Source organism: Streptomyces sp. NPDC090083 (assembly GCF_044747445.1).
Classification (GTDB): Bacteria; Actinomycetota; Actinomycetes; order Streptomycetales; family Streptomycetaceae; genus Streptomyces.
Window position 1 is genome coordinate 143,060 of record NZ_JBIVED010000008.1, and the last position, 13,287, is coordinate 156,346.

Genomic DNA, 13,287 nt, shown 5'->3' on the forward strand with positions numbered 1-13,287 from the left:
AGGCGCACATTCGACACATACAACGAGCACCGGGCGTCAGGGTCGCCTCGGTCGCAAGGGTGCGGCTGCTCGTCGTGGTCATGGAATCAGTAAAGCAGACGTACGGTCCTGACAAAGGGCCGCTGTCCGCATGCCGGACAGCGGCGGACACCCGTCAGGCGCGGGCGGAGATCTCCACTCCCCCGTCGCTGACCAGCGCGGACAGGGCCGACAGGTCGCTCACCACGAGGTCGGCGTCCAGCTCGTGGGCCTGGTGGGTTGTGGCCAATCCCACGGTGATCATTCCGGCCGCGCGGCCCGCCTGGAGCCCCGCCGGAGCGTCCTCGAAGACGACGCAGTCGGCCGGGTCGACACCGAGCCGGCGGGCGGCGAGCAGATACGGCTCGGGGTCGGGCTTGCCGCGCGTGACGTCCTCGGCGACCACGAGGGTCTTGGGGAGGATGCCCGCGTACGTGAGCCGGGCCTCGGCCAGGCGGCGGGTGGCGGAGGTGACGACGGCCCACCGGTCGGCGGGCAGCGCGTCGAGGAGGTCCCGGGTGCCGGGCAGCAGGGCCGCGCCGCCGTTGGGCACGTCCTCCACCTCGAGCGCCTCGATCCGCGCGACCGCGGCCGGGACGGCGTCGGCGGGCAGCAGGTCGGCGGCTATCGCCACGGCGGTCCGCCCGTGCAGTTCGACCTTCGCGAAGTCCTCGGCGGTGATCCCGAGCTCTTCCGCCCACCGGGTCCAGCACCTGCCCACGGATTCCAGGGAGGAGACGAGGGTGCCGTCGTTGTCGAACAGGAGGGCTTGAGCACGGATCTTCATGCACTCGACCCTACGGTCACAGGCACCTGGGCCCGTAATAGGGTCTCTGCATGCTTGATGCCCTGACGCTGGCGACCGGTGTCGCCGCGCTGCTGCTCGCCGCCTGGTGCGGCTGGGCGGCCTACCGTGATCAGCCGACCAAGGACTGGCACTTCATCGGCATGGCGGTGGTCACGCTGCTGGCCACGGTCCAACTGGTCGTCGGGATCGTGCAGTTGGCGCGCGGCGAGAAGGCGGAGCAGGGCACGACGATCTTCGTGGCGTATCTGCTGGGCGCGTTCGCGGCCGTCCCGGCGGCGGGTTTCATGTCCCTGACGGAGCGCACCCGCTGGGGTTCGATCACGGCCGCGGCCGGCGGAGTGGTCCTCGCCGTGCTCGAAGTGCGGCTCTACGACATCTGGGGAGGCTGAGGTGACGACCACGGACGAGAACGCGGAGGAGCACGCGGCACGGCGGCCGAAGCGGCTCATCAGCGGGCCGGGGATGCTGCTCGTCTGGTTCTACGGGGTGATGGTGGTCGGCGCGGTCTCCCGCTCGGTGTACCAGATCTCCACCGAGTTCGACCGGGCTCCGCTCGCCTACTCGCTGTCGGCCGTGGCGGGCGTGGTGTACGGCTTCATCACGTACTCCCTGATCCGCGGCGGCGAGACGGCCCGCAGGGCGGCACAGGTCTGCTGCGCCGCCGAACTCGCGGGTGTGCTCATCGTCGGGACGCTGACCGTGTTCGACAGTTCGGCGTTCCCGGACGCGACGGTCTGGTCGTACTACGGCGCGGGGTACGTCTTCATCCCCGTGCTGCTGCCGCTGTCCGCGCTGTACTGGCTGCGCAGGAACCGCACGACCGGCACCGCCGACGCCGTCACGCCGTAGCGACGTAGGCCTCGACCGGCTTCTCCAGGACGATCATCGGTACGCCGTCGTCGCCCTGGGAGGTGCCCACGGTCTCGTAGCCGACGCGGCGGTACAGGCGGAGGTTGCCCTCGCTGCGGTGGCCGGTGTGGAGGCGGAACTTCTTGGCGCCGCGCTCCTCCACGAGGGCCGCTTCGGCCGCGCGGAGGAGGCGGGCGCCGATGCCGTGGCCCTGGAGGCGGGGGTGGACGCAGAGCTTGCCGATGGCGGCCGCGCCGTCCTCGGTCACCGTGCCGCGGACCGATCCGACCACTTCCTCGCCCAGCCGGGCGACGAAGACGCAGTCGGCGCCGACCTCGCTCCGGACCGAGTCGAGACTCTGGACGAGCGGGTCGATGCGGTAGTTGCCGTACAGCGCCGCCTCGCTCTGGAAGCACAGGTACTGCAGTCTGAAGATCTGCTCTGCGTCCTGCTCGGTCGCCACCGAGATGGTCACGCTCATGCCCATGTGCGCACGCCTCCCGCTCACCTGATCGCCACTTGGTTCCTCACTCCTATCCCCGTGCTTCGAGCGCCGCAACCTCCGGCGTCAGCAATCGCCGAAGACATCCCAGACATCTGGAACGTTCCGGGCCGAGACTGCCCTGTGAGATACCCAACTCCCCCGCGATCTCGCGGTAGGTGAGGTCCTTCGGCGACAGCAGCGCCCCCAGCAGCCGCGGGCACCGGCCGGGCAGTCGGCTCACCGCGTCGTGCAGCGCGCGGTACCGCGCCGCCGTGAGCGCGGCCTGCTCCGGACCGCGGTCGCTCTCGTCGACGGGATCATCGCCGTACGACTGTTCCCGGCGGGCCGTGCGGCGGGTGCGCCGGGCCTCCGAGCGGACCGCGCTGCGCAGCCAGCGCTGCGGGTCGACCGGTGGGCCGGAGGTGTCGAGGAGCTCCAGGAGGCGGAGCCAGACGGCCTGTTCGAGGTCGCCGGGCTCCGTTCCGGAGGCATATGCCTCGGCAGAGGCCTCGGCGGCGAGCAGTGGGCGCAGGGCGGTGACGAGTTGGTGTGTCATATGCGGCACGACGTGGCCGCCCCGGCACGAGGTTGCCTGGGCGGCCGTCTGTCACTCCAACGGGGCGCGGGGCTCAGCCGTTGACGAAGTCCGCGCGGGCCAGCAGGCCGGTGTCGGCGTTGTCGGTGAAGACACCGTCGATGCCGGTGGCGAAGTACCGCTTGAAGGCGCCGAACGCGTCGCCGTAGGCGTCGGCGGCCGTGCCCTTCTGGTACTCCTTCGGCAGGAAGGGGTTCTCGTTGCGCATGGTGTAGGGGTGCAGGATCAGGCCCGCCCTGTGCGCGTCGGCGACGAGGGTCGTCTCCTTGTTCAGGCTGCCGTCCGCGTTCTTCGTGATGATCAGGTCGAGCGTGGGGCCGAGGCCGTCCGCGTACGTCGCGATCTCCGCGAGGCCCTTCGGCCTGACCAGGTCGTCGACCGTGCGCGGGTCGCCCTGGTCGACGAAGTCGAAGGGCCGGGTGCCCGCGCCGGACAGCAGCACGACCAGCGGGTTGCCGACCAGCCTGGCGATTTTCGCGATGCTGGTCGGCTCGAAGGACTGGATGAGGACGGGCGAGTTCCTGCGGTCCTTGCCGTGCCGGCGCAGGATCGCCGAGAGCAGCTTCTCCATCTCGAAGCCGCGCTTGCGGAAGTAGGTGGGGTGCTTCATCTCGGGGTAGATCCAGACCTGCTTGCCGCGCTTGCGGGTCTGCTCGTCCTGCCACCTGAGGACCTCTTCGAAGGTGGGGATCTCCCAGCGGCCGTTGTAGAGCGTGTTGTGCGGGCGGTTGGCCGGGATGCGCTCGATCGCGCGCAGGGTCTTCAGCTCGGCGAGCGTGAAGTCCTCGGTGAACCAGCCGGTCGTGGAGACGCCGTCCAGCAGCTTGGTCGTCCTGCGGCCCGCGAACTCGGGGTGGTCGGCGACGTTCGTCGTGCCGCCGATCTCCGGCTCGTGCCGGCAGACCAGGTGGCCGTCCTTGGTGGGGACCAGGTCACCGGCCTCGACGATGTCGGCACCCAGGTCGAGCGCCAAGTCGTAGGAGCCGAAGGTGTGCTCCGGGCGGTAGCCGCTGGTCCCGCGGTGACCGATGATCGTCGGCTTGGGCAGGTCCTTCAGACCGCCGCCGTGCCGGGCCGTCGTGGCCTCGGCGGCTCTCGCCGCGCCCGCCGGTCCGAGTGCGGCCACTCCCGCGCCGAGCACGGCGGCGCCGAGCAGCGCCCGCCGTCCGGTGCCGCCCGCTCGCTCGTCCGGCCCCTGTGTTCCCTGCGTGTCCATGAAGCCTCCTGGCGTCGCCCGTCGCTGCGCGCCGATCGTAGGGGCGCGCGGATGACGGGCGGGAGACGTCGGCCGGAACACGACGGTGCCGCTGGATGTCGTACGGGATGGCGGGTTTGACCCGCCGTCACCAAGGAACGCGAGATGCGTCACAACATGGCGGCCCGGTTACGGGGCGGTCCTGGCGCGGCACCGCAGGTAAACGTGCGTCAACACTGCGTAAGACCTCGGTGAACCCGATGTGCAATACCCCGGGCGCCGCGAGTATCGTCCTCACCTGCACAGACTTATATCGAACCCCTTGACACCGGAGGGCCCGTTGTCCCGCTTCGCGCTCATCAAGGCAGTGCTCGGACCGATCATGCGCCTGATGTTCCGCCCCCAGGTGGAGGGAATCGAGCACATTCCGGGAGACGGCCCGGTGATCCTGGCCGGCAACCACCTCACGTTCATCGACTCGATGATCCTTCCGCTGGTCTGCGACCGGCAGGTGCTGTTCATCGGCAAGGACGAGTACGTCACCGGTGAGGGGTTCAAGGGGCGGCTCATGGCCTGGTTCTTCACCGGGGTCGGGATGATCCCGGTGGACCGGGACGGGGCGAACGGCGGGGTCGCCGCGCTGATGACCGGCCGCCGCGTCCTGGAGGAGGGCAAGGTCTTCGGGATCTACCCCGAGGGGACCCGGTCGCCCGACGGCCGGCTGTACCGCGGGCGGACCGGGATCGCCCGGCTCACGATGATGACCGGGGCGCCGGTCGTCCCGTTCGCGATGATCGGCACGGACAAGCTGCAGCCGGGCGGGGCGGGTTTCCCGCGGCCGGGGAAGGTGACCGTGCGCTTCGGTGAGGCGATGGAGTTCTCCCGGTACGAGGGGATGGACCGCGACCGCTATGTGCTGCGGGCCGTGACCGACTCCGTGATGACCGAGGTCATGCGGCTGTCCGGCCAGGAGTACGTCGACATGTACGCCACCAAGGCCAAGGCCGCGTAGGCCTCCGGCGGTCGACCCCTTCTCGGGCGCGTGGGGGGCTGGTCGCCCAGTTCCCCGCGCCCCTGAGGGCATCCCCCTAGACGGTGTTGTCCAGGTTCTGCCCCTTCAGCATGAACCAAGCGGCAACCGCGGTTGCCAGTAGGACCGTTGCACCCACGGCCGATGCGACGCTCAAGCCGCTGACGAAGGCGTCCCTCGCCGACGTCAGCATGTCCTGGCCCGCCTGTGCCGGCATGCCGCCCGCCGCCTCCACCGCGCCGCCCAGTGACTCGTGCGCCCCGCTCGGCGTGCCCGCCGGAGCCGCGAAGCCCCGGTACACGCCCGTCACGATCGAGCCGAGTACCGCGATGCCGAGGGCCGCGCCCAGTTCGTAGGCCGTCTCCGAGACCGCCGAGGCCGCGCCCGCCTGTTCCTTCGGTACGGAGGACAGGATGACGTCGGCCGTCACCGTGAAGGAGAAGCCCGCGCCGACGCCGACGACCAGCAGGGCGGCGCCGAGGACCGGGTAGGCGGTGGACTGGTTCAGGGTGGTCAGCACGGCCAGGGACAGGCCGACCGCCGCCAGGCCGCCGGCGACGATCGCCCGGACCGAGAAGCGGCGGGCCGCCCGTCCCGCGATCAGACCGGCCGCCACCGCGCCCACCGCCGCGGGTATTTCGGCCAGGCCCGCCTCGAACGGCCCCCGCCCCTGCACGAGTTGAAGGTACTGGGAGAGGAAGAAGACCAGACCCGACAGGCCGAGGATGGTCAGCAGGTCGGCCAGGACCGCCGCGCTGAAACCGCGGTTGCGGAACAGGCGCATGTCCAACAGGGGTGAGGAAAGGGTGAGTTGGCGGCGGACGAACCAGTAAAGGGCCGCCGCGCCCAGCACACCCACCGCGAGCGGGGGCAGCTCGAAGCCGTGGGTCGCGGCCTCCTTGACGGCGTAGACCACGCCGATCACGCCGATCAGGGAGAGCGTGACGCTGATCAGGTCCCAGGGGCCCGGGTCGGGGTTCCTGGACTCCGGGAGCGTCCTGATGCCGACGAGGACCAGGACGGCCATGACCGGCAGGTTGATGAGGAAGACCGAGCCCCACCAGAAGTGTTCGAGGAGGAAGCCGCCGGCCACCGGGCCGACCGCCGTGCCGGCGGAGGCCGTCGCGCCCCAGATGCCCACGGCCAGGCTGCGTTCGCGCGGGTCGTGGAAGAGGTTGCGGATCAGGGCGAGGGTGGCGGGCATCAGCGTCGCGCCCGCGACACCGAGCAGCGCCCGCGCCAGGATCATCAACTCCGGTGTGGACGCGTAGGCGTTGAGGACCGAGATGGCGCCGAACGCCGTGGCGCCGATCAGCAGGATCCGCTTGCGGCCGATGCGGTCGCCGAGGCTGCCCATCGACACGAGCAGGCCCGCGATGACGAAGGAGTAGACGTCGCCGATCCAGAGGAGTTGGGTGCCGGACGGCTTCAGGTCCTCGCTGATGTAGGGCGTCGCGAGGCCCAGGACGGTCGCGTCCACGGCCACCAGCAGCACGGCGAGCACGAGGACCGAGAGCGCGAGCCACCGGCCCGGGCGCTTCTCCGTCTCCGACGCGACCACCGGCCGCAGGATGCTGGTCATGATTCCTCTCTCCGTGTTTCGTCTCTGCGTAGTGCGCCGCCGAGCAGCAGCTCGACGATCATGTGCGTGAAGTCGTTGGCGGCGACCCTGCCCTCCTGGACCGCCCAGGCGCCGGAGGCCAGCAGGCCGTAGAGCGCCTCGGTGAGCCAGGCCGGGGTGAGGTCGATGCGGAACTCGCCGCCGGCCTGGCCGCGCCGGAAGAGGGCGGCGATCCGCTGGTCGATCCTGTTCCAGCCGGTGTTCTGCTGCTCGCCCTCGAAGAGCTGGTTCTCGCTGTAGAGGAACGCGAGGAGTCCGGCGGCGGGCTCGATCGCCCGCACCAGCCGTCGTACGGCGTCGGCGGCCGGGCCCTCGTCCAGCCGGGCCGCGTCCAGCGCGGACTCGCACTCGGCGATGCCCAGCGCCTCCAGCGCGCGCACCAGCGCGTCGCGCCCCGCGAAGTGGCGGTGCAGCGTGGCCCGGCTGATCCCGGCCGCCTTGGCGACCTCGTCCATGGTGGACGTGGATTTCCGGGTGAGCAGCGCCGCGGCGCTGCGGAGTACGTGGTCACGGTCCACGGCCATGAGACAACAGTAACCCACGTGAGACACATCTGTCTCACGGTGGGCGTACGTGACTCATGGCCGGGGTCGGCTCAGCCGATCGTCAGTGCCAGGGCAGCGAGCCCCGCCGCGCCCAGTACGTCCGCGGGTCCTCGGCGAGCGCGTCGAGGCGGGCCAGCTGGTCGTCGCTCAGGTCCACGACCGCCGCATGCAGGTTGGAGGCGAGCTGTCCGACGGTCGCCGCGCCGGAGAGGACGACGCCCGCCCAGGGCCGGCGCAGGATCAGCGCCAGGGCGACCGCATCCGCGTTCAGGGACGTCTCCTCGGCCACCGCCTTCAGGGCGTCCGGCGCGTACGGCTCCGCGAGCCTGCCGTTGGCCATGCCCTCCTTCACGATCACCGTGAGTCCGGCGTCGTGGGCCTCGGCGAGGGCGGGGTCCGCGGAGGTCTCCAGGGCGTTGTACGTCGACTGGACGGTACGGAAGAGGGGCTCGCCGTCGACCGTCACGGCGAGGGCGGCGCGGATCGCGTCGGCCTGCGCGGGGCCGCTGGTGGAGAAGCCGACGGTCACTCCGGTCGCCGCCAACTCGGCCAGTCTCGCGTGGAGTTCCTTGTCGGTGAGGGCCGGGCTGTCCGGGGTCACCGAGTGGATCTGGTAGAGGTCGAGGCGGTCGCCGAGCAGGTCGGCGGTCTCGGCGCGCTGGCGCTCGTAGGTCCCGACGCCGTGGTCCTTGACCTCGTGCGTCTCGGCGTCCGCCGACCAGTCCGCGGTGTAGGTGTAGCCCCACTTGCTGCCGACCACGATGTCGTCGCGGTCGGGGTGCGCGTCCAGCCACGCGGCGAGGAACTCCTCGGAGCGGCCGTAGGAGCGGGCCGCGTCGAAGTAGCGGACGCCCTGCGCGTAGGCGGCGTCCAGGAGTTCGTGGGTCCGGGCGCGGAGGGCTTCGACGGTGCGGTGCTCCCCGAGGTCCTTCTCCCGGCCCAGGGTGATGTAGCCGGGGCGGCCGACCGCGGCGAGGCCGAGTCCGAGGTGGCTGGTGGGGGTTGTCGCTGTGGCCAGTCGGGCGAAGGGCATCGCGGGCTCCGTTGGTCGGCTGTGGTGCGGCTCGGACCAACGTAACCCGCGATGACCTTCACCCTGGAGCTCGGGTTGTCGCGGCGCGTTCGGCGGGTGCGGGTGCGCTGCGGCCGGTCACGCCCACGCGGCGGAGCCGCTCGCCGGTACGGCCCCGCGACCCCGCGGCCCCGGGAAGCCGCCTAGCGCTTCGCCGTCGACCAGGCGTGCTGGGCTTCCACGTCGCGCTTCACCTCTGCCAGCTGGACGGCCACCGCGCTCGGGGCCGTGCCGCCCCGGGCATTGCGGGAGGCGAGGGCGCCGGGCACGTTGAGGACCGTGCGGACGTCCGGGGTCAGATGCGGGGAGATCTTGGCGAACTGCTCGTCGGTGAGGTCGTCGAGTTCCTTGTTCTCGGACTCGGCGACCTTGACGCACTCGCCGGCCACCTCGTGGGCCACGCGGAAGGGGACGCCCTGCTTGACCAGCCACTCGGCGATGTCGGTGGCGAGGGAGAAACCGGCCGGGGCCAGCTCTTCCATGCGGTCGCGGTGGATGGTGAGGGTGGCCATCATGCCGGTGAACGCCGGGAGCAGGACCTCGAGTTGGTCGATGGAGTCGAAGACCGGCTCCTTGTCCTCCTGGAGGTCGCGGTTGTAGGCGAGGGGCAGCGCCTTGAGCGTGGCCATCAGGCCGGTCAGGTTGCCGATCAGGCGGCCCGACTTGCCGCGTGCCAGCTCCGCGATGTCCGGGTTCTTCTTCTGCGGCATGATCGACGAGCCCGTGGAGAACGCGTCGTGCAGGGTCACGAAGGAGAACTCCTTCGTGTTCCAGATGATGATCTCCTCGGCGATCCGGGAGAGGTTCACCCCGATCATCGCGGTGATGAAGGCGAACTCGGCGACGAAGTCGCGGGAGGCCGTGCCGTCGATCGAGTTCGCGGCCGAGCCGTGCTCGAAGCCGAGGTCCTTGGCCACCGCCTCCGGGTCCAGGCCGAGGCTGCTGCCCGCGAGCGCTCCGGAGCCGTACGGCGAGACCGCCGTCCGCTCGTCCCACTGGCGCAGGCGTTCCGCGTCCCGGGACAGGGACTGGACGTGCGCGAGGACGTGGTGGGCGAACAGGACCGGCTGGGCGTGCTGGAGGTGGGTGCGGCCGGGCATCGCCACGTCGGGGTGGGCCTCGGCGAGGCCGACCAGCGCGTCCTGGAGGTCGGCGATCAGGCCGCCGATCGACCGGGCGTGGTCGCGCAGGCACATCCGGAAGAGGGTGGCCACCTGGTCGTTGCGGGACCGGCCGGCGCGCAGCTTGCCGCCGAGGTCGGGGCCGAGGCGCTCCAACAGGCCGCGTTCCAGGGCCGTGTGGACGTCCTCGTCGGCGATCGTGCCGACGAAGGAGCCGTCGGCGACGTCCGCTTCGAGCCGGTCGAGGCCCGCGAGCATCCGGGTCAGCTCGTCGTCGGTGAGGAGGTTCGCCTTGTGCAGCACGCGCGCGTGGGCGCGGGAGCCGGCGATGTCGTAGGGCGCGAGCCGCCAGTCGAAGTGGACGGACGCGGACAGCTTCGCCAGGGCCTCGGCGGGACCGTCGGCGAAACGGCCGCCCCAGAGCCGTACGTCACCGCTGTTGCTGCTCACTTGCGCTGCTCCTCCGAGGCCGTGGATGGGTGGTCGTGCTGGATGCGGCCGCGTTCCGCGTTGTCCGGCTGCGCGCTCCGGCCACATCCTCTCGCATGCATGATTATGCAGAGTCCTGCATGACTCGTCAATTTTGGAGAGCCTTGAACACCCGCAACCGCTTTCTCGTACCTCTCGCCGAACGCAGGCGCCGCGTTTCCCCCCACGCATCACCCCCCGTCCCCCCTGACCCGAGTGAGGCATTCGCATGTCCAGGGCTCTCCCCAAGTACAACAAGCGTCGCGTCGCGTTCATCGGCGGTGCCGCCGCCGTGGTCCTGTCCGGCGCGGTCATCGCCGGTTCCGCTCTGGCCGGCACGCCGGACAAGAGCAGCACCGCGCAGAGCGCCCGGACGCTGTCCGACCCGGGGACGATCACCTGCCCCGACGTGAAGTCGCAGCTCCCCGCGATCCCGGCTTCCGCGCAGGCCGAGGTGGACCGCAACCTCACCCTCCTCGACACCCAGATCGCCGAAGCCAACAAGCGACTCGTCGACACCGTCGGACAGGGCGGAGCCAACTTCGTCCAGAACGCCATCCTCGGCCCGCTCAAGGACAAGCGCGTCTCCACCATCGACCGCATCGCCATCTCCATCGGCCGCCAGGGCACCAAGCCCACCGGGCTCGACTCCCTCGCCGCCTGCACGCTCGACTCGGCCGGTTCGGCCGGGGCCACCGGGGAAACCGGTTCTACGGGGGCCGCGGACACCGCGGTCCCGAGTGCCGCCGCCTCGGCCACCCAGGCGGCCGGGGGTACGGAGGACACCGGTGCGTCGAGCGCGGTCGGCACGATCTCGTGCCCCGACGTGAAGTCGCAGCTCCCCGCGATCCCGGCCTCCGCGCAGGCCGAGGTCGACCGCAACCTCACCCTCCTCGACACCCAGATCGCCGAAGCCAACAAGCGACTCGTCGACACCGTAGGACAGGGCGGAGCCAACTTCGTCCAGAACGCCATCCTCGGCCCGCTCAAGGACAAGCGCGTCTCCACCATCGACCGCATCGCCATCTCCATCGGCCGCCAGGGCACCAAGCCCACCGGGCTCGACTCCCTCGCCGCCTGCACGCTCACCAAGTGACGTGACAGGCAGCCGTGGCCGCCCCGATGATCGCCGGCCGGGGCGGCCACGGTGATGTCCGCACCAGGGCGCCTTGCCTGTTCGGCCCACCTGGGCTGCCGTCGGTGGCGGCACGCTCTAGCGTCTGAGCCATGCGTCCCGGTGTCGTCGCCCTTGCGTCCGCGTCCCTGCTCCTGCTGCTCGCGGCGGTGCCCGCGCGTGCGGTGGAGCCTCCGGGGCCGGCCTCGCTCGCCGACACCGGGGGCGGGGGCCAACTGGTCGTCGCGCAGGCACCCGGCGTCAACTCCACGTCCGGAACGCTCAGTTGGTGGGACCTGCGGGACGGGGCGTGGGTGCGGGCCGGCTCCGCCCCCGCCCGGTTCGGGGCGAAGGGGCTGGTCGAGGGCGGGGCTCGCCGGCAGGGGTCGTACACGACTCCCACGGGGTTGTACGACCTGCCGTTCGCCTTCGGGATCCAGCCCGCCCCGGATGGCACCCGGGTCGAGTACCGCCGGGTGAACGCGAGTTCGTGGTGGTGCGAGGATGCCGGGTCCCGGGTCTACAACCGGTGGAGCGAGCCGCTCGCCGCGGACTGCCGGGCCGGCCAGTCGGAGCGGCTGAGTTCCTACCCGACGCAGTACGCGCGGGGGCTCGTCATCGGGTTCAACTACGCCAGGCCCGTCAAAGGACGCGGGGCCGGGATCTTCCTGCATGTCAACGGGCGTGGCGCCACCGCCGGTTGCGTGTCCGTGCCGGCGGACGCGATGCGGACCATCCTGAGGTGGGTCGACCCCGCGCGGGCCCCGCACATCGCCATCGGGACGGCGAGCGGGGTCACGGCCGTTTCCCGGTACTGAGATGCGCGAGAGCGCAGGGTCGAGAGCCACCTGCCCAAGTGACCGTTACCGCGCGTCACTTCCGTACGCGGCGGACTCCTCGGAACACTGAACGCACAGGCGCAACGGCACGTACTTCAGGGCCAAGGGACCAGCCCACCCCCCTTGCCCCGTCCACGGAGGAACCGTGACCACCACGCTCGCAGGCGGACGTGCCGCCCGCCGCCAGACGATGCGCCGCATCCGCCCGCGCCGCTCCCCAGCGACCCTGCTGCTGCTCGCCGTCTGGGCGGGCGCGGTCGGGGTGCTGTGGCTGTGGTGGCACAACACGCCGTCCATCGCCGACCAGAACGGCAAGATCCTCAACGCGGGCCGCATCACCGGCCTGTTGGCGGGATATCTGATGGCACTCGTCGTGCTCCAGATGGCCCGGGTGCCCGCCCTGGAACGCCGGGTCGGCTCCGACCGGGTCGCCCGCTGGCACGCGATGAGCGGCCGCTACACGCTCTGCCTGGTCGCCGCGCACGTCTTCCTCATCATGTGGGGCTACGCCCTCCAGGCGGGCAAGACGCTGAACGACATCGTCCAGCAGACCATCGACTCGGTGAACCAGCTGCCCGACATGGGCAAGGCCGCCATCGGCACCGGCCTGTTCCTGCTCATCGGCCTCTCGTCGATCGGCGGCATCCGCCGCAGGCTGCCGTACGACCTGTGGTACCACGTGCACCTGCTGACGTACGCGGCGGTGTTCTTCACCTTCTGGCACCAGATCAGCACCGGCAACGACTTCACGCTGACGCCGGTCGCCAAGACCGTCTGGACCGGGCTCTACGGCGCGGTCACCGCGCTGGTGGTCTGGTACCGGATCCTCACCCCGATCCGCCTCAACATGCGGCACCGGATGCGCGTCGAGGCCGTCATCGAGGAGACGCCCGGCATCGTGTCGGTGCTGATCAGCGGACGCAAGCTGCACCGGATCGGCGCGGAGGCGGGACAGTTCTTCCGCTGGCGGTTCCTGGCGCCGGGCATGCGGTTCAGCTCGCACCCCTACTCGCTGTCGGCGGCCCCCCGCCCGAACATGCTGCGGATCACGGTCAAGGCGATCGGCGACCACAGCACCAGGCTGCGCGAACTGCGGCCCGGCACGAAGGTGTGGGCCGAGGGCCCCTACGGCGCGCTGACCTCGCAGCGGCGCACCCGCGGCAAGGTGCTGCTGGTCGCCGGCGGTGTCGGCATCACGCCGATGCGGGCGCTGTTCGAGACGCTGCCCGGAGCCGCCGGTGACATCACGCTGCTCTACCGGGCCAACACCACCCAGGACCTGGCCCTGTGGGACGAGCTGGCGAAGATCGCCGACGAGCGCGGCGCCCGCCTGATGTACGCGGTGAACAGCCCCGACGGGGAACGCCCCGACATCTCGGCGGAGTCCCTGCGGCGGAAGATCGCCGACATCGACGACCACGACGTCTTCATGTGCGGGCCGCCCGGCTTCGCGCAGTCGGTCTACGAAGCACTGCGCGGCGCGGGAGTCCCCGCCCGCCGCATCCATCACGAGTCGTTCGAGATGTGA

Annotated in this window: 14 protein-coding genes; 6 read left to right on the forward strand and 8 right to left on the reverse strand. The window is 71.0% G+C overall.

Annotated features, from left to right (window positions below; all coding sequences use genetic code 11):
* Positions 1-154: 154 nt before the first annotated feature.
* Entirely contained in the window at positions 155-805 is a 651-nt protein-coding gene (locus tag ACIPTO_RS27160; protein ID WP_366323027.1) for an HAD family hydrolase, read from the reverse strand.
* A 50-nt stretch (positions 806-855) separates the two neighbouring features.
* On the opposite strand from ACIPTO_RS27160, the gene ACIPTO_RS27165 reads away from it, so the two are divergent.
* On the forward strand, positions 856-1,215 hold the full coding sequence (locus ACIPTO_RS27165) for a hypothetical protein (protein ID WP_366323025.1): 360 nt from the start codon (positions 856-858) through the stop codon (positions 1,213-1,215).
* Between the two features lies 1 nt (position 1,216).
* Entirely contained in the window at positions 1,217-1,675 is a 459-nt protein-coding gene (locus ACIPTO_RS27170; RefSeq protein WP_401196367.1) for a hypothetical protein, read from the forward strand.
* Here ACIPTO_RS27170 and ACIPTO_RS27175 read toward each other — a convergent pair.
* The 3 genes from ACIPTO_RS27175 to ACIPTO_RS27185 all read right to left on the reverse strand — a co-directional run bounded on the left by ACIPTO_RS27175 (position 1,665) and on the right by ACIPTO_RS27185 (position 3,970).
* Positions 1,665-2,162, reverse strand: coding sequence for a GNAT family N-acetyltransferase (locus ACIPTO_RS27175; RefSeq protein WP_366323023.1), 498 nt, complete (start codon positions 2,160-2,162; stop codon positions 1,665-1,667). The genes ACIPTO_RS27170 and ACIPTO_RS27175 overlap by 11 nt on opposite strands.
* Positions 2,163-2,208: 46 nt before the next feature.
* Positions 2,209-2,715, reverse strand: coding sequence for a sigma-70 family RNA polymerase sigma factor (locus tag ACIPTO_RS27180; RefSeq protein ID WP_366323021.1), 507 nt, complete (start codon positions 2,713-2,715; stop codon positions 2,209-2,211).
* 73 nt (positions 2,716-2,788) lie between these two features.
* Positions 2,789-3,970 (reverse strand): glycerophosphodiester phosphodiesterase, encoded by a 1,182-nt coding sequence (locus ACIPTO_RS27185; RefSeq protein ID WP_401196370.1) that lies wholly within the window; start codon positions 3,968-3,970, stop codon positions 2,789-2,791.
* A 319-nt stretch (positions 3,971-4,289) separates the two neighbouring features.
* On the opposite strand from ACIPTO_RS27185, the gene ACIPTO_RS27190 reads away from it, so the two are divergent.
* Entirely contained in the window at positions 4,290-4,961 is a 672-nt protein-coding gene (locus ACIPTO_RS27190) for a lysophospholipid acyltransferase family protein (RefSeq protein ID WP_366323017.1), read from the forward strand.
* 76 nt (positions 4,962-5,037) lie between these two features.
* On the opposite strand, the gene ACIPTO_RS27195 is transcribed toward ACIPTO_RS27190, so the two are convergent.
* The 4 genes from ACIPTO_RS27195 to argH form a co-directional block, all read right to left on the reverse strand.
* The gene (locus ACIPTO_RS27195) at positions 5,038-6,561 is read right to left on the reverse strand and encodes an MFS transporter (RefSeq protein ID WP_401196373.1); all 1,524 of its coding nucleotides are present in this window, start codon (positions 6,559-6,561) and stop codon (positions 5,038-5,040) included.
* Entirely contained in the window at positions 6,558-7,124 is a 567-nt protein-coding gene (locus tag ACIPTO_RS27200; RefSeq protein WP_366323013.1) for a helix-turn-helix domain-containing protein, read from the reverse strand. The genes ACIPTO_RS27195 and ACIPTO_RS27200 overlap by 4 nt, the downstream gene beginning before the upstream one ends.
* 82 nt (positions 7,125-7,206) lie before the next feature.
* Entirely contained in the window at positions 7,207-8,178 is a 972-nt protein-coding gene (locus ACIPTO_RS27205; protein WP_401196375.1) for an aldo/keto reductase, read from the reverse strand.
* Positions 8,179-8,360: 182 nt separating this feature from the next.
* Positions 8,361-9,788, reverse strand: a complete 1,428-nt coding sequence (gene argH / locus ACIPTO_RS27210; RefSeq protein ID WP_366323009.1) for an argininosuccinate lyase — start codon at positions 9,786-9,788, stop codon at positions 8,361-8,363.
* Between the two features lie 247 nt (positions 9,789-10,035).
* Between argH and ACIPTO_RS27215 the strand changes: the two genes are divergently transcribed.
* The 3 genes from ACIPTO_RS27215 (at position 10,036) to ACIPTO_RS27225 (ending at position 13,287) form a co-directional block, all read left to right on the forward strand.
* Positions 10,036-10,902 (forward strand): hypothetical protein, encoded by an 867-nt coding sequence (locus ACIPTO_RS27215; protein ID WP_401196377.1) that lies wholly within the window; start codon positions 10,036-10,038, stop codon positions 10,900-10,902.
* Between the two features lie 131 nt (positions 10,903-11,033).
* A complete protein-coding gene (locus ACIPTO_RS27220; RefSeq protein ID WP_366323006.1) occupies positions 11,034-11,738 on the forward strand; it encodes a L,D-transpeptidase family protein in 705 nt (234 codons plus the stop codon).
* A gap of 166 nt (positions 11,739-11,904) precedes the next feature.
* Positions 11,905-13,287 (forward strand): ferredoxin reductase family protein, encoded by a 1,383-nt coding sequence (locus ACIPTO_RS27225; protein ID WP_366323004.1) that lies wholly within the window; start codon positions 11,905-11,907, stop codon positions 13,285-13,287.